The organism is Aurantiacibacter hainanensis (assembly GCF_036321025.1).
Classification (GTDB): Bacteria; Pseudomonadota; Alphaproteobacteria; order Sphingomonadales; family Sphingomonadaceae; genus Alteraurantiacibacter; species Alteraurantiacibacter hainanensis.
The window spans coordinates 389,187-404,609 of the sequence record NZ_JAZAPB010000002.1; the positions used below are offsets into that span (position 1 = coordinate 389,187).

A 15,423-nucleotide genomic window follows, 5' to 3' on the forward strand; every position below is an offset into this window, starting at 1 on the left:
GTCAGGCTCTCGTCGCGGCGAGCTGTTCGAAGCGGCGCAGGTGGCGAAGCAGCATGTCGGGAGCGGCATCGGCATACCGGTCCGCCAGCGCCTGCGTCGCAGGATCGAACAGGCGCTGCATGATCAGATCGGGATCGGCGCGCATCAGGTCGTCGCGGTGGAAATAGCGGTCGAGGATGCCCGCGCGTCGGGCCAGATCGTGGTTCGGGTTGCGAGGGTCGGGCTTGCCCCAGCGCTTGCTGGTCAGGTCCATCGTCACCACCGGCGTCTTGTTGGAAACGCACGACACGAACGCGTGGAACCGCATCCCGATGAAGCCCGCGCAGCTGGCGAGGCTGGAATACCAGGTCAGCGGCGACATCGGCAGGTCCAGCGCCCCGTCCGTAAAATCGAAGCTATCCTTCTCCGCCGGGTTCGCCAGCGTCATCGCGCGGTATCCCTGCTGGCGAATGGCAGCCACCATGCGGCGCAGCCAGCCCTCGTCGAAATCCCCGTTGAGCAGGATCACGTCCGAGAGATCCTGCTCGGGTCGTTCGTCGTCCGGCACTTGGAAGGCGGTGTTGAGGCCGAACACCGGATCGGGGCTGTAGAGCGGATCGGCCTTGCCGAGCGAAAGCCAGCGCACCAGCGTTCCCGTCCAGTCGTCGCGCACCGTGATGAAATCGAAATCGCGCAGCGCCGCGCCGGTTTCGCGCATCATGTGGGGCTTGAGGAAATAGAACGATGTTCCACGCGACGAAGCGGCGATCGTTCCCTTGATGATGCCCGGCGCATCGAAGGGAAGGAAGAACGGCGGCACGCGGTCGGCCCAGCTGAACGCCTCGAACGGATTGGAATGGCCCAGCAGCCGCTTGGCGATACGCCTGGGCTGGTACGGCGTGGCGAGGCGGAACACGGCGTCGGAGCCGCTCACTACCCCGTCAAGGTTCTGGCGCACATAGTCGGCCACCGCGTCCACCGTCAGCAAAGGCGGCGAAAGGTCGTAGTACCTGTCGGCGAAGGCATCGTGCCGGGCAACCTGTTCGGGCGGCACCAGCTTGGCGAAGGATGCGAGTTTCGCCTCATCGACGTAGTTCACCACCACCGGTTCGTAGCCGAGCGTGCGCAGCATCTCCTGCGTCGCCAGCGTCTGCAGGTTCGCGCCGAAATTGCGGCTGGAATGAAAGGTGAGGACCCCGATACGCATCAGGTGCGCTTCCGCTCCTTGAGTTCGGTGAGGAAGGTATCGAGGTCGTAGCGCCGCGATCCGGCGGCACGCGCCTCCTCCGGCAGCGGGCCGAAGGCGATCATCATGATCACCACCTCGTCCTCGGGAATATTTACTGTGGCGCGAAGAGCAAGGTCCTGCCGGTGGCTGGCGGACCAGTTCAGCGCGCAACCGCCCAGCCCGTTCGCGCTCAGCCCCAGCAGCAGGCTCATCGCGAACAGCCCGCCGTCGACGAAGGCCTGGTTGCGCTCGCTGGGCATGCGAAAGATGGTCTGCGTGCAGGTCACGATGAACAGGCCGGGCACGCGGTTTCCGAAGCCGGTGTTGCCGTTCTGGCAGGCAAGCGCGCGGTCGATGACCTTCCGGTCGAGCGAATAGTGCACGCGGAAACCCTGCCGGTTGCAGACGGAAGGTGTTGCCATCGCATCTGTCACCACATCGCGGACCTTCTCGTCGGTAACGGGCTCCTCGCCGAATTCGCGGATGCTCGCCCGGCTGCGCATGGCCTTGCCCAAGGCGGCGCGCTCCGCATCGCTCAATTCCTCGCGCCGCAGGGTGCGGACCGATCCGGTTCCGTCTCCGCCTTCGTGCCCATTCTCATTGCCCAGCAGGTCGGAAATATCGACGCCGTGTTCGTCATGCTTGCGGCGGTAGGCGGCCACGGCATCGCGCGCCATCACCAGCGCGGGATCGTTTTCGTCCAGGCCAAGGTCGCGGTGCGCGCGGATCAGCTTCAGCGCATTGCGCAGCTTGCTCTGGGCGCGGCGCGGCTCGAACTCGCGAAAGCTGAGGCCCTTTTCCAGACCATGCGCTGCGATCATCAGGCATGCCTGCAGGTGCCGCGCCTGCTTCTCCGGATCCTTGCCGAAGGCGGAGTGGCGGGCGAAGCGGCGCAGGTCGTAGAGATAGTCCGCAAGCAGGATGGCATACTGCTTCACGACCGCGCGCTCCACGCGAAGAGGCCCAGCGGCACGACGGAGATTACCAGCGCGGCGGCGAGCATCCATATCGTTCCCTGCAGCTGCCCGACCACGGCAAGCGTGCCCGCGCCCGCCGCCAGCAACAGCGGAACGGCGATGCGGACCAGGAACCAGCGCGCGAACACTGCGACCACGTAGACAATCGAGATGGCTGCCATGACCGCTTCGGCTAGCATGTAAGCCCATGCCAGCGATAGCGCAGTGGCGTCTTCCCGCAGCACCAGAAGGGTGCTCAGGAACGCTGCGACCCAGATCGCCGTCAGCGCGGTATGCCGCCAGACGTGGCCCGTTCCGTCCATGATCCGCCGCAGCGACTGGTTGAGCGCGAACAGGAAGACGCTGATCATCAGGATCGGCAGGACATCTGCGCCGCCTTCGTATTCGCTGCCGAACAGCAGCATCAGCCAGTCCGCGAAGACGATGACGCCCACCGAAATGGGCAGGGCCAGCGAGAGGATGCCGTTGAACTGCAGCGAGATTGCCTCGTCGAAGTCGTCCTTCGCTTCCTTGCCGTAGCTGCTGGCGATGATCGGCAGGGCGGCCAGCGCCAGCGCGCCAGGGACCAGCAGCACCATCGTTCGCCACTGGTTGGCGGCCTCGAACAGGCCGAGTTGCACGAAACCGTCGGGCGTGTCTGCCACGTGAACCCGTCCGATCCAGTAGCATCCGGCTGTGGCGGCGCCGGTCAGCAGGCCGGGCAGGGCGAAGCTCCACAGGATCGGTATCTCGCGCTTCCACTTCGCAAAGGGCAGGTTGCCGGCAATGCCCTGGCTGGCAAGCGCCTTGCGCACGGAAAACTCCAGCACGACGAAACTGAGAAAGGTGCCGATGGCGAGACCGGCAACCGCGCCTGTCACTCCGCCGAGCAGCGTGCCCGCCACCAGCAGCACGCTGGTCGCGCCGCCCTTGACCGCGTTGACGAAGGCAAAGGCGCGGAACCGCTCCGCCCCGATCAGGATCGTCTCGCGCACGGCTCCGTAGGCCTGGAAGAACATGATGGCGGAACTGATCCGCAGCGGCGTTTCCAGCGCCGCGTTGCCGATGATGTCCCGCGCGATCCAGCCCCCGGCAACCAGCAGGATCATGCCCATAGCCGCGCACAGCGCGGCGGAGACGAACAGCACCATCGACAGGATCCGCCCGGCGCGGTCGGGGTCGGTCTCGCGAAATTCGGCCATGTGCTTGCTGGCGGTGGTGCCCAAGCGGAACACGGCGAAGGTCTGGAAGATGTTGGCGGTGGAGCGGACGATCCCCAGTTCACCGAATCCCGCGGCGCCCAGGATGCGCGCAGCCAGGATGGAACTGACGGCCGTCAGCACGCGCCAGCCCAGTGTGCCCAGGGAACTCCAGGCAAAACCGCCGGCCAGCCGCCGCGCGATGGATTGTCCTGGAAATGATCCGGGGGTTGTCACGCGTGATCGTTTCGAAGGTCAGGCCATGACCAGATTGTCGCCATACGCACCCGCCTTGCGGAACGCGTTGCGCGTATCCACCACCAGCGGCGCTGCACGCAGGATGGCGTGATAGTCGAAATCGTCGTGGTCGGTGACCAGCACGATGGCATCGTACTGCGCGGCCAGGTCGTCCTGCCAGGTCACGCTCTTCATTCCCGCCAGCGAAGGGTGTTCGCGGGTACTGGGAATTTCCGGCACGAATGGATCGAAATAGGAGATGTCGGCCTTGCGATGCTGCAGCAGTTCCATGATTTCCAGCGCCGGGCTTTCGCGCATGTCGTCGACGTTCTTCTTGTAGGCAGCGCCCAGCACCAGCACCCGCGTTCCGTTGAGGCCTTTCTTCAGCCGCTGGTCCACCGCGAGCGCCAGTTTCTCGACCACGCGCGAAGGCATCGAGGAATTGATTTGCCCCGCAAGTTCGATGAACCGCGTGGGCACGGCATATTCGCGCGCCTTCCACGTCAGGTAGAAAGGATCGATTGGGATGCAGTGCCCCCCAAGGCCGGGGCCGGGATAGAAGGGCATGAAGCCGAACGGCTTGGTCTTGGCCGCCTCGATCACTTCCCAGATGTCCACGCCCATGGCCTCGTAGATGTGCTTCAGCTCGTTCACGAGGGCGATGTTGACGGAGCGAAAGATGTTCTCGGTAAGCTTTGTGGCCTCGGCCGCGCGGGTGTTGGATACCGGAACCACCTGGCCGATGAAGGAAGCGTAGAAGGTCGCCGCCGCTTCGCGCGCCACCGCGTCGTCGGCGCCGACCACCTTGGGTATCGAAGTCGTGCCGAACATCGGGTTGCCGGGGTCTTCGCGCTCGGGCGAGAAGGCGAGGAAGAAATCCTCCCCGCAAGTAAGGCCGGTATCCTCGAGGATGGGCTTGAGCACCTCGTCGGTCGTGCCCGGGTAGGTGGTGGATTCCAGCACCACCAGCTGGCCGGGATGCAGGGTTTCGGCAATCGTCCGCGTTGTGTTTCTGACGAAGGACAGGTCGGGCTCGTTGTGATGGTCGAGCGGGGTCGGAACGCAGATGGCGACCACGTCGACATCGGCAAGCCGGGCGAAATCGGTCGTCGCGCTGAACTTGCCGCTGGCGTTGGCCCTGGCGATCTGCGCGCTGGGGATATGCTTGAAATAGCTTTCGCCGTTCGAAAGCGCCTCGGGCTTGCGGGTATCGACGTCGAAACCGATCACGGTGTAGCCCGCATCGAGCACGGCCAATGCCAGCGGCAGACCGACATATCCCATGCCGATCACGCCCACGGTCGCCTGCCGATCCTTCAGATTCCTCAACAGTTCCGTGCCAGCTGCGCTTATCATCCGATCGTACCCTCCATTCATTTCCAGCGGTCGACAAGCCGCAGGGCCTGCGTCGCAAGGTACCAGGCCGGAAGGCCCAGTCGGTTGGCGCCTGCAAGGATGCGGGTGCTTTTGCCGTGTGGCATGTCCTTGCCGTAGGTTTCCAGCAAATGCTGCGCCTCGGCCCTGCTGCCCCCGAGTGCATGGGCGCTCATCAGGCCGGCTGCCACGCGGCCGCGCACGCGGCGAAACCCCGCTTGCTGCTCCGCGTCCAGTCGCGGCAATATCCTGCGTTCCCATGCCGCGATGGTGGGCGCGAGCTTGCGCCGCGCCGCATATTTCTTCCGCCAGCCGGTCTTCCTCGCCGCCGTTTCCGAGGTGCCGATCCAGAGCACTTCGGGCAGCACGCCCCACCCGCCAGCCGTTGCCAGCAGGGCCCAGTATTCCAGATCCTGGCTGATGCGCAGGGCCGGGTTCTGCAGGCCGATCTCGTCGATGGCGGAGCGGCGGAAAAGCACGGTGCCGGTGCGCACGTGATCGTATTCGGCCCAGAAGTCGAAGAAGTTGTCCAGCACCAGTCCGCCGGGATGCTCGCGCTGCAGCCGGGTCAGGTTGGCCGGACCGACATAGTCACCCTTCGCCCGTTCGATGCGAAAACCGCAGCTGGCGGCGATGGCTTGCGGATGGTGATCGAGAAAGTCCTCCATCCGCTCGAGGAATTCGGGCTGCCAGTAGTCGTCGGCGTCGAGCAGCGCGATGAATTCGCCCTGCGCGACCTGCATTCCCGCGTTGCGCGCCGCGCCTTGGCCGGCATTTGCCTGCGTCAGGTGAACCACCTTGTCGCCGAATGCCTCGATCACGCCGGCCGTGCCATCGGTTGAGCCGTCGTCGACGACGATTACTTCGCAGGGCGTCGCGGTTTGCGACAGGGCGCTCTCGATGGAGACGCCCAGGCTGGCTTCGCTGTTGAAGGCAGGAATGATGACAGAGCTTCGGCCCACGGGTCCTCCGCCGGGCCGGTTAGGCCTCGGTCCATGCCTGCGCAAGGATTCATCTCTGCCTCAGCAAACGCCGCCAGCGGGGTTAACGATTTCGAGGGCTTGCGGTCGTTTGCGCTTTCTCTAAGCACGGGCGGCACCGAACGATTCCAGCTGGGGGCTTTGCGGGTGCGCGATAGACGGGGCGAACTGACCTGGGGCAACAGCCTGTCCCGGTTCGGCAAGACTGAACTGGCCCTGCTAGCCACTCTCTTGCTGTCGGCCATGCTGTTCGGCGGCAGTTCGCGGTACGACGTGATGCAGAACGTGCTGATGCAGCCGATCGCCTGGCTGGTGGCAGGCGTGGCGCTTGTCGTCGCCAGCGGCAGACGATTGCACGCACTGCGCTGGCCGCTGGGCATGCTCGCGGCGCTGTTCCTCATCACACTGTTGCAACTGGTGCCGCTGGGTGAGGGGCTGTGGACGTCGCTTCCGGGCCGACAGCCGCTGGCAGACGTGGCCGATGCGATCGGCAGCCAGGGTGCGCGACCGGTTTCGATGGTGCCCTCGCGAACCCTCAATGCCCTTTCGGCCATCGGCATGCCGCTCGCCGCCCTGCTCGTCATGGCCGCGCTGGGGCGCAGGTCCGTCTTCCTGCTGCTCTGCGCCATCGTGGTTCTTGCGCTGGCCAACGCCCTTCTCGCCATTTTCCAGGTGGCCAGCGGCTATGCGGAGGCGGGCTATTTCTATTCGATCACCAACACCGGCATGACGGTCGGCATATTCGCCAACCGCAATCAATCGGCAGTGTTCGCGGCGCTCGCGATGCTGATCATTGCCTTCATGGTCACCCGCAAGGAGCGTGAACGGCTGCCCGGTGCCGATATCCTCTTGTGGAGCATTTACGGCACGATCTTCCTCACGATCCTCGTCAACGGGTCGCGCAGCGGTCTACTGACGGCCGGTATCGCGCTGGCGGCCACGGCGGTGCTGATCCACGGCGGCCGCTCGCAGGCCGGTTCGGGCAAGCGCATGGCGGCACAGCCCGCAGGCCCGATGCGGTTCCTGCCTGTCGCCGTCATTCTTGCCTTTGCCGCGGGGCTGGTCGCGGTATTCCTGCTGGCGGACAGGCTGACCGCCTTCCAGCGTATCGTGGGCACGAACCCGCTGGAGGACCTTCGCTTCCGGGTCGTGCCTGTCCTGATCGAGATGATGGGGCGATATTTTCCCGTGGGCAGCGGTTTCGGCACATTCGAGGATGTCTATCGCATCCATGAGACGGCCGACCTGCTCAGCCCGCAATATCTCAACATGGCCCACAACGACTGGTTTCAATGGATAATCGAAGGCGGCCTGCCGGGTGCGATGTTGCTGGCCGTGTTCCTGGGCTGGTTCGCGCTGCAGGTGCGTCGGCTGGGCGGTGTGGGCAGGGATCACCTGGTTTTCGCGGTTGCAGGATTCGCAATTCTCGCGATAGCGAGCTATTTCGACTATCCCCTGCGGACGCCCCTTTTCCAGGTCGTCGGTGTGTGGTTTATCAGCTCCCTCGCGCTGCTGGGCAGGCCTGCCGAAGCAAAGCGCGGGGAATCTTCCCCCGTCGCCGGGCCTCGGCCGGCGATGGAAACGGGCCGCGGGGCGCGGTAGGTACAACTAGGGGGTTCCTCCCCGCCGAATGCGCGGGTAGGGACCGGGATGAAACAAGGAGTGCGTACGTCTTGACCGGAAAGAACATCATGAGGGGCACCACGCTCCTGCTCGCATCGCTGGCGCTGGCTGCCTGTGCCTCGACGGATCGCAGCTATGGTTCATCCTCGGATATCGCTGTCACTTCGCTGACCGAGCTTCCCGCACCGGCATCCACGACGCCGCGATTCTCGCCCATGGGCATCATCGAGGTGACGGTCGCGCAGGACGACACGCTGAGCGGCACCTACGTGATCGACGAGAGCGGTATGCTCGATTTCCCGCTGATCGGCGAAGTCGCCGCTCTCGGTCTCTCGCCCACGCAGCTGGCGGCGGTGATCGCCAGCCGGCTTTCGGGCGAATACGTGCTGGACCCCAGCGTCACGGTGAACCCGGTCAATGCGGCTCCGCCGTCGGTTTCCGTGGGCGGCCAGGTGAACGCGCCCGGCAACTACCTGATGAACACGTCCTACACCCTGATGCGCGCGATCAACACCGCCGGCGGCCTTGGCGATTACGCCAAGGAGGACGACGTTCTGATCTTCCGCGAGGTAAGCGGCGAACGCTATATCGGCCTCTACAACCTCGAAGCCATCATGCGCGGCAATCTGCCCGATCCCGTTCTTTACGAAGGTGACATCGTGATGGTGGGCGACAGCCCAGGCGAGCGCCGCCTCGAACGTATCCTGCAAATCCTGCCGGCGGTTACATCCAGCCTCGTGCTGATCGATCGCGTAGGCAACTAACCCAGGAATAGAATGCAATTCCAGAATGACATGAGCGTGGTCCGCAACGGGGCCGACGCCGGTGTGCAACAAATGGACGACGCGCTGCAGCTGCTGATTCAGCGGCTGTGGCAGCGTGCGAAAGAACTGAAATACGTGCTGCTCTTCGTGGTGGCCGCCACGATCCTTCTCGGCATCGCGGTAACGCTGCTGCAGAGCCCCCAGTACAACGCCAGTTCGCGGATCGAGATCAGCCGCATCGACGTGGGTTCGGCGGGCACCGAAGACCTGAGCTTCGACATGCAGATCCGCGACCGGCAGTATTACGAAACCCAGTACGAGCTCCTCGGATCGCGCTTTCTTGCAGAGCGCGTGGTTGAGGACGAGAACCTCGCGCAGGATCCCTATTTTCGCGAGGCTTTCGGCGTAGAGGAAAGCGACGTTTCGCCGCGTACTCTGGCCAACATGGTTCAGAACGCCGTGACGATCGTTCCCATCGAGAATTCGCAGCTCGTCGATATCGTGGCGACGACCTCGTCACCCGATCTTTCCGCCCGCATCGCCAACTCCTGGGCGGAACAGTTCCTGGCCGCCAACTACGACAAGCGTTTCGGCGACACCCAGCTCGCGCGCGAGCGACTGGAAAACCAGCTGGCGGAACTGCGCGTTGCCCTGGAAGAATCGGAAGCCGAGCTGGCGTCCTATTCGACCGAGAACGAAATCGTCGTCCTCAATTCCCCGGCCACCGAGACGGGGCAGCAGCAGACCGGACAGGAAACGCTGTCCACCTCGCAGCTTTCGGCTCTCAACCAGGCGCTGATCGATGCGTCGCTTCGGCGGATCGAGGCGCGTAGCGCGCTGGAAGCAGAACGCGGCAATGCCGAGGTCGACAGCGCGGCAGCTCTTCGTTCACGCCGGGCCGAGGCCGAGGCCCAGCTGGCCAACCTGCGCACCTCGCTTGGCCCTCAGAATCCGCGCGTTATGGCGCTGGAGGCGGAAATCGAATCGCTCGACCGTTCGATCAGCAGCGAAGGCGGGGTCATGAGTTCGGCGCGCCAGGCCGCCTACGAGCGGGCTCTGCGCGAGGAATCCGAACTGCGCGAAAGGTTCGAAGCCGCGCGCGGCCGTTACCTCGCCGAGCAGAACCTCGGTACCGAATACGGCATCCTGCGCCGCGAGGTGGATACCAACCGCGAACTCTACGACGCCCTTCTGCAGCGCTACACCGAACTCGGCGTGGGCGAGGCGGGCACCAACAACATGACGCTGATCGAACGGGCAACGCCGCCCGCGCAGCCGAGCGGGCCATCGCTAGTCCGCAATCTGCTGGTCGCGCTGATCGTCGCGTTGGTGCTGTCCATGGCCATTGTCTACCTGTCGGACTTCTTCGATCGCAGCCTGCGTCATATCGCGCAGATCCGTCAGCAGCTCGGCTTGCCGGTGATAGGGGCAATCCCTGCCAACGAGGGCGAGGACATGATGCAGGGCCTCGTCGATCCCAAGTCGCAGATCACCGAGGCCTATGCATCAAGCCGCACCAGCATGCTCGGTCTGCTTCCCGACGACGGGCGCAAATCGGTGATGCTGACCAGCACCCGTCCGGCCGAGGGCAAGACCATTTCCTCGCTGGCGCTGGCGCGCAGCCTGCAGCGGGTCGGCAAGCGCGTGGTCCTGCTGGATCTCGACATGCGCCGCGCGGGCCTGTCGCGCCTGCTCGGCATCACCGCCAAGACCAACGGCCTCAGCGAACTGCTGTCGGGCGCGGTGAGCGAACCCAACATCGTTCACCTCGACGGCCACGGGGTCGATTTCATTCCCAGCGGTTCCCTGCCCAGCGATTCCGGCGATCTGATCGCACGCGGCACGCTGAAGCAGCTCGTTCGGCAGCTGGAGAAGCAATACGATTTCGTGATTATCGACAGCCCGCCCGTGCTCGGCCTCGCCGACGCGGTGGAAATCGGCCACGTCGCCGGATCGGTCATCTTCGTGATGCAGGCCAACGAAACGTCGATCTACGCCATCCGCAACGCCCTTGCGCGACTGCGTCAGCCGGGGATCGATATTCTCGGCGCTCTCGTCACCAAGGTCGATCAGCGCAATGACGAGTACGGTTACGGCGGCAAGTACGGCTACGGCTACAGTTACGAACCGAGCGAGGCCTGATCCTGGGCCGAAGCCTTGACCGCAGCGGCGCCGGGAAAGCCTGATGCGAAACATCGTTATCATCGCAGTTGCGGCGCTGCTGGCCATTCTCGCCGGTAGCCAGGCCCTGTCCAACGCCCTGGCATCCAGGGAGCCGGCGCTTGCGGCGCGGCTTTCGCCCTTGGCAGCCGAGGCCAGTGAACGCGAGGCCGCTTCGCTGGTTTCGGCCGACACGGGTGCGCTTACCATCGATGTCTCCGCTGCCCGCGGGGCGGCCAGCCGCGCACTGGACAGGAGCCTTCTTTCGACCGAGGCGCTCGCGATCCTGGCCCTAGCCAGCCCGGACCCGGACCGGCAGGCCGAAATCATGGAGGGGGCGCTTGCCCTGTCCCGGCGGGGCCGTGTGCTGAATTCCGCCGCCATGATGACCTATGCCGAGACCCGGCAGGTCGACGAACTGCTCGAGACGCTCAACCGCACGCTGCTGATCTATCCTTCGCAGAAGGAGGCGATGATCCCGTTGCTGATCGAGCAGCTTTCAAATGACGGGCTGGTGCCGGCCTTCGTCGATCTTCTGGCGACCGAGCCGCAATGGGCCGAGGATTTCCTCGTCGAGGCCGCGGTGCAGGACGAACTGGCCGACAACCTGGCGGCTATCAGGCTAGCCCTGCCGCGCGATACGCAGGTCGGCTACGAGGCCGATCGCTCGATCCTGCGCGCTCTTGCCCGCGTGCGAAGCTACGATACCGCAGCACAGCTATACGCCCGCATCCTGGGTGAGGAGAGCCTGCCTCCGGTGTCGGGCTCGCTGGGCTGGGGCAACGTCTACTCGCCGTTCCACTGGGACGTTTACGACCGGGCCGGGCGCTTCGCCCGCGTCGATTCGGATGGGAACGCGCTCGGCCTGACGGTGCGCAGTGGAAACGGCGGACTGCTGGCCCGCAGGCTGATCCGCCTGCCTGAAACGACCACGGTGTTCCAGGTATCGCACACGCTGGACGTGCGTTCGGCCAGCCATGTCAGGCTGACGCTGCAATGCGCGCAAGGAGAAGGCCGCTGGTCCGACACGCTGGGTCCGTCGCCCACGATGATGCGCGTGGACCAGGAGCTGGACTGCGAATACGTGTGGCTGGGCATCACCGCACGCGCGCCCGCAGGCACGGTCCCGCTGTCCGGACAGATTACCGACATTACCGTGATGTAGGCCTGCACGCCAAAGGTGATGGAGAAGAAGCCGGTGGCGGAGACGGAGGGATTCGAACCCTCGATACCCCGATAGGGGTATGGTTCCTTAGCAGGGAACTGGTTTCAGCCACTCACCCACGTCTCCGGACCCAGCGGCAAGATGCGCGCTATAACGACGGGCGGCGGGCGCTTCAAGGGCGCAATCGCATTGCCGCGAAAGGGAAATGAACCCCGCGCCAGCGATTCGTTTCGTCGCGATTTGGATTCGATTCGCCGCCTATTCATTGCCGCTTCAGCCGCCGGGGACTCAAACTGACGGTGAATAGGACCGCTTGCCATCAAGGCGGCGGCACAAGGAGAATTCCCATGCGCCCGATCCGAAAGGCCATTGCCGCCGCCGCGCTGTCCGCGCTGGCCGCGCTTTCGCTTCCCGCCGCCGCGCAGCAGATCGAGACCGTCGACCCGGACACCATGATCGACGGCGACCTGGTCGATCCGCCCTCGCGCAGCTCTGCCGAGCCTGGCTTCGAAGGCACTTACGATGCCGGCGAACCGGGCGACCGGTACGACAGCGGCCCGACGGGCGAACTGCCTCCTGTCGATCCCTCTCGCGACGCCCCGGCCAGCGCCGCCGCGCCGGTAGCCGGCCCTGCGGCGACCACCGCGACGCAGGCTGCGCCCGCCACGCAGACGGCTGCCACCGCGCAGGCGCAGCCGACCTATGCCGAGGACGACCTGATCGGCGCTGCCGAAGGTCTGTTCGGTCGCGGCGCCGAAGGCCTCGCCCGGTTGATCCAGGATATCCTTTCCGAGCAGGGCGAACCCAACGGCTACATCGTCGGCCGCGAGGCGGGCGGCGCTTTCGTTGTCGGCGTGCGCTACGGCTCGGGCACGCTGCACCACAAGGTGGAAGGCAACATGCCGGTCTACTGGACCGGACCGTCGATCGGTCTGGATGCCGGTGCCAATGCCGGCAACACCTTCGTGCTGGTCTACAACCTACACGACACGGACGAACTCTACGAACGCTTCCCGGCGGGCGAGGGCCAGGCCTATCTGGTGGGCGGCTTCAACGCCAGCTACGTGCGCAAGGGCGACGTGGTGCTGATCCCCATCCGCGTGGGGGCCGGGCTGCGGCTGGGCGTGAACGCGGGCTACATGCGCTTCTCGCGCAATCAGCGCTGGTTGCCCTTCTAGCACGCAAAGTTTCTTGCAGAGGCGGCGGCGTGGCGGCATGGAGCCGCCATGCTCGACAGACTTGACCAACAACCGCCCGACGCCTTGCTTGCGCTGATCAAGCTCTACGAGGCTGATCCCCGCCCCACCAAGATCGACCTTGGCGTGGGTGTATACCGCACCGCCGATGGCGGCACTCCCGTGTTCCGCGCGATCAAGAGCGCGGAAAAGCGGCTGGTGGAAGAGCAAGGCACCAAGGCCTACCTCGGCCCCGAAGGCGACATGGGCTTCGTTCGCGGACTGGTTCCTCACGTGTTTGGCGAGACCGGCGACCGTGATGGCCGCATCGAGGGCATGCAGACACCTGGCGGAACCGGCGCGGTGCGTCTGGCCGTCGCCCTGGCGAAGAAGGCCGGGGTCGAAACGATCTGGATGGGTGTGCCCAGCTGGCCCAACCACGCGCAGATCCTGGCCGACTGCGGTATGGCGACAGAGACCTTCAACCACGCGACGAACGATGGCTCTGCCGACATGGCCGCGCTGCGCGAAGCAATCGGCAAGGCCGGCAAGGACCATGCCGTGCTGCTGCACGGGGCGTGCCACAACCCGACCGGCGTCGACTACACCGATGCCGAGTGGGACGAGATTGCCGCGCTTCTAGCCGAGACCGGCGTGCTGCCGATCATCGATCTTGCCTACCAGGGCCTAGGCGACGGGATGGATGCCGACGCCTACGGCCTTCGCGCGGTACTCGCCGCGGTTCCGGAAGCGCTGGTGGCCTACAGCTGCGACAAGAATTTCGGCCTCTATCGCGACCGGGTGGGCGCGCTGTTCGCCATGGGTGCGAATGCGGAGGACACGGGCCGTATTATGTCCAACGGGGCGGCACTGGCCCGCGCCAACTGGTCCATGCCGCCCGACCACGGCGGGGCCGCCGTGCGGATGATCCTTGAGGACGAGGACATGACCGCCGAATGGCTGGCCGAGGTGGAAGAAATGCGCCAGCGCATCGGCGCGGTGCGCGCGAAGCTAGCCGCATCCAGCAATGCCGGCGGCATCGACCTGACCCCGCTCGGCCGACAGAAAGGCATGTTCGCCATGCTGCCCGTGACAAAGGAACAGGTGCAGCAGCTGCGCGAGGATCACGGCGTCTACATGGCCGGATCGGGCCGCATCAACGTGGCCGGCCTGACCATGGGCAACATTGACGCCTTCGTTGCCGCGCTTGCGGATTTAACCGGCTGAGCCGACGCTTTCCTGAGCCGCCGGTCCCGGTGATCAGGGCGGCTACCGCGCTTGTGAGCAGGAACCCTCGGCATGGGCGCGACGTAGCGGCAGGGATCGCTGCGAAGGAAATGTTGTAGCGCACCGGCATGCAGCGGGGTGCGTCGTCAGGTTCTTTCCTGGTCGAGGCCGAAGCTTTCATCGACGATACGGGCAGCAAGGGCGCGCGTCTCGCTCGAATCCTCGCTCGCCGCTACCGCTTCGATGGGTGCGGTCAGCCTATAGATCAGGCGATTCTCGCCAAGCTCGCGGCTTGCTTCGCCTTTCAGCATCGTCGGGATGACCCGGGTCAGCAGCTTCGTGCCGAATCCTTCTTCCTGCGCCGGCTGGCCCTGCGCGATGGACAGCGCGTCTTCTCGCCATACCAGTTCGAAGCCCTCGTCGTCTGCCGACCAGAGAACCTCGACGCGGGTGTCCTGCGAGACGGCAAGACCGTATTTCTGCGTGTTGGTTGCCAGTTCATGCAGGGCGAGGCTCAGTTGCTGGGCCGCCTCGGAATTCACTTTCAGGTCCGGCCCTTCGCAGGAAACCCGCTCGCCATACATCTCGATCAGCGGCGCAAGCCGGTTTTCGACTACGCGCCTCAGTCCGGTCGAAGCCCGCTCGTCGCGGCTGATCGCTCTTGTCGCATCCGCCAGGGCCCTGATCCGCCCGAGGAAGGTGGCGAGGAAATCCTCGGTCCTATCCTTCCCCCGGGCAGACTGGTTGGCCAGCGAGGAAACCACCGCCAGCAGATTGCCGCTCCGGTGAACGGCTTCCCGTGTCTGCACGGCCAGCATCTGATTGGCGGACTTGAGTTCGCGGGTCCGCTCCTCGACCTGCTTCTCGAGCGAGGCGAGGGTGGCCTTGTGGGCCGCGATTTCTTCCCTCAGCCGCGCGTTCACATCCTCCAGCGCCCTCGGGGACGGCAAGGCGATCAGGGTCGGCACCAGTCGAAACAGGACGATCGCGGTGGTCATCGAGACAAGGCCGGTCGCCAGCTTGACCCACCCGACGATGGGATAGATCGGATACCACAGGGTGACGATGCCGAAGAGATGCGTCAGGCCGCACAGCAGGATGAAGGCGGCAAAGAGCGCGATCAGGCCGCGATGCGGCATCTCGTCGCGCTGGCGCAGGACCGAGATCAGCGCCAGCGGTATCGCCGTGTAGGACAGGAAGATCAGCAGGTCCGAGCCGGCCCAGAGCAGGACCAGCCACGGCTGCCAGAGCAGGCACATACCGTGGGGCATGTACGCGCCGTATTCGATGATGTGCTCCATTCAGTGCCCCCAGATCGCGCCGCCGGCCTCCCGGATTTCTCTCGGCGCGCGGCAC

At 65.1% G+C, this 15,423-nt stretch carries 12 protein-coding genes and 1 tRNA gene; 6 read left to right on the forward strand and 7 right to left on the reverse strand.

Annotated elements, in window-relative coordinates; all coding sequences use genetic code 11:
* Nucleotide 1: 1 nt before the first annotated feature.
* From AAA989_RS09370 to AAA989_RS09390, 5 genes are read right to left on the reverse strand one after another with little or no spacing between them, the layout of a single operon-like run.
* Entirely contained in the window at nucleotides 2-1,186 is a 1,185-nt protein-coding gene (locus AAA989_RS09370) for a polysaccharide pyruvyl transferase family protein (protein WP_338242929.1), read from the reverse strand.
* Nucleotides 1,186-2,145 (reverse strand): nitroreductase family protein, encoded by a 960-nt coding sequence (locus AAA989_RS09375; protein WP_338242931.1) that lies wholly within the window; start codon nucleotides 2,143-2,145, stop codon nucleotides 1,186-1,188. The genes AAA989_RS09370 and AAA989_RS09375 overlap by 1 nt, the downstream gene beginning before the upstream one ends.
* Nucleotides 2,142-3,599, reverse strand: a complete 1,458-nt coding sequence (locus AAA989_RS09380; RefSeq protein ID WP_338242933.1) for an oligosaccharide flippase family protein — start codon at nucleotides 3,597-3,599, stop codon at nucleotides 2,142-2,144. Before AAA989_RS09380 ends, AAA989_RS09375 begins: the two co-directional genes overlap by 4 nt.
* Nucleotides 3,600-3,617: 18 nt before the next feature.
* Complete coding sequence (locus AAA989_RS09385; RefSeq protein WP_338242934.1) at nucleotides 3,618-4,955, reverse strand: nucleotide sugar dehydrogenase; 1,338 nt, start codon at nucleotides 4,953-4,955, stop codon at nucleotides 3,618-3,620.
* A 17-nt stretch (nucleotides 4,956-4,972) separates the two neighbouring features.
* Nucleotides 4,973-5,935 carry a glycosyltransferase family 2 protein gene (locus AAA989_RS09390; RefSeq protein ID WP_338242936.1) on the reverse strand — a complete coding sequence of 321 codons (963 nt, stop codon included), beginning with the start codon at nucleotides 5,933-5,935 and terminating at the stop codon, nucleotides 4,973-4,975.
* A gap of 165 nt (nucleotides 5,936-6,100) precedes the next feature.
* Between AAA989_RS09390 and AAA989_RS09395 the strand changes: the two genes are divergently transcribed.
* The 4 genes from AAA989_RS09395 to AAA989_RS09410 all read left to right on the forward strand — a co-directional run bounded on the left by AAA989_RS09395 (nucleotide 6,101) and on the right by AAA989_RS09410 (nucleotide 11,665).
* Nucleotides 6,101-7,555: an O-antigen ligase family protein gene (locus AAA989_RS09395; protein WP_338242938.1), complete on the forward strand. Its 1,455-nt coding sequence runs from the start codon at nucleotides 6,101-6,103 to the stop codon at nucleotides 7,553-7,555.
* Nucleotides 7,556-7,626: 71 nt separating this feature from the next.
* Nucleotides 7,627-8,340, forward strand: coding sequence for a polysaccharide biosynthesis/export family protein (locus AAA989_RS09400; RefSeq protein WP_338242940.1), 714 nt, complete (start codon nucleotides 7,627-7,629; stop codon nucleotides 8,338-8,340).
* Nucleotides 8,341-8,352: 12 nt separating this feature from the next.
* Complete coding sequence (locus AAA989_RS09405) at nucleotides 8,353-10,482, forward strand: GumC family protein (RefSeq protein WP_338242942.1); 2,130 nt, start codon at nucleotides 8,353-8,355, stop codon at nucleotides 10,480-10,482.
* Nucleotides 10,483-10,525: 43 nt separating this feature from the next.
* Nucleotides 10,526-11,665 (forward strand): hypothetical protein, encoded by a 1,140-nt coding sequence (locus tag AAA989_RS09410; RefSeq protein ID WP_338242943.1) that lies wholly within the window; start codon nucleotides 10,526-10,528, stop codon nucleotides 11,663-11,665.
* A 34-nt stretch (nucleotides 11,666-11,699) separates the two neighbouring features.
* Here the strand turns inward: AAA989_RS09410 and AAA989_RS09415 are convergent.
* Nucleotides 11,700-11,791: transfer RNA gene (locus tag AAA989_RS09415), tRNA-Ser, on the reverse strand.
* 221 nt (nucleotides 11,792-12,012) lie between these two features.
* Between AAA989_RS09415 and AAA989_RS09420 the strand changes: the two genes are divergently transcribed.
* Nucleotides 12,013-12,843, forward strand: coding sequence for a DUF1134 domain-containing protein (locus tag AAA989_RS09420; RefSeq protein WP_338242945.1), 831 nt, complete (start codon nucleotides 12,013-12,015; stop codon nucleotides 12,841-12,843).
* A 48-nt stretch (nucleotides 12,844-12,891) separates the two neighbouring features.
* Complete coding sequence (locus AAA989_RS09425; protein WP_338242947.1) at nucleotides 12,892-14,067, forward strand: amino acid aminotransferase; 1,176 nt, start codon at nucleotides 12,892-12,894, stop codon at nucleotides 14,065-14,067.
* Nucleotides 14,068-14,213: 146 nt separating this feature from the next.
* Here the strand turns inward: AAA989_RS09425 and AAA989_RS09430 are convergent, their stop codons facing one another.
* Nucleotides 14,214-15,368: a sensor histidine kinase gene (locus AAA989_RS09430; RefSeq protein ID WP_338242949.1), complete on the reverse strand. Its 1,155-nt coding sequence runs from the start codon at nucleotides 15,366-15,368 to the stop codon at nucleotides 14,214-14,216.
* Nucleotides 15,369-15,423 lie beyond the last annotated feature (55 nt).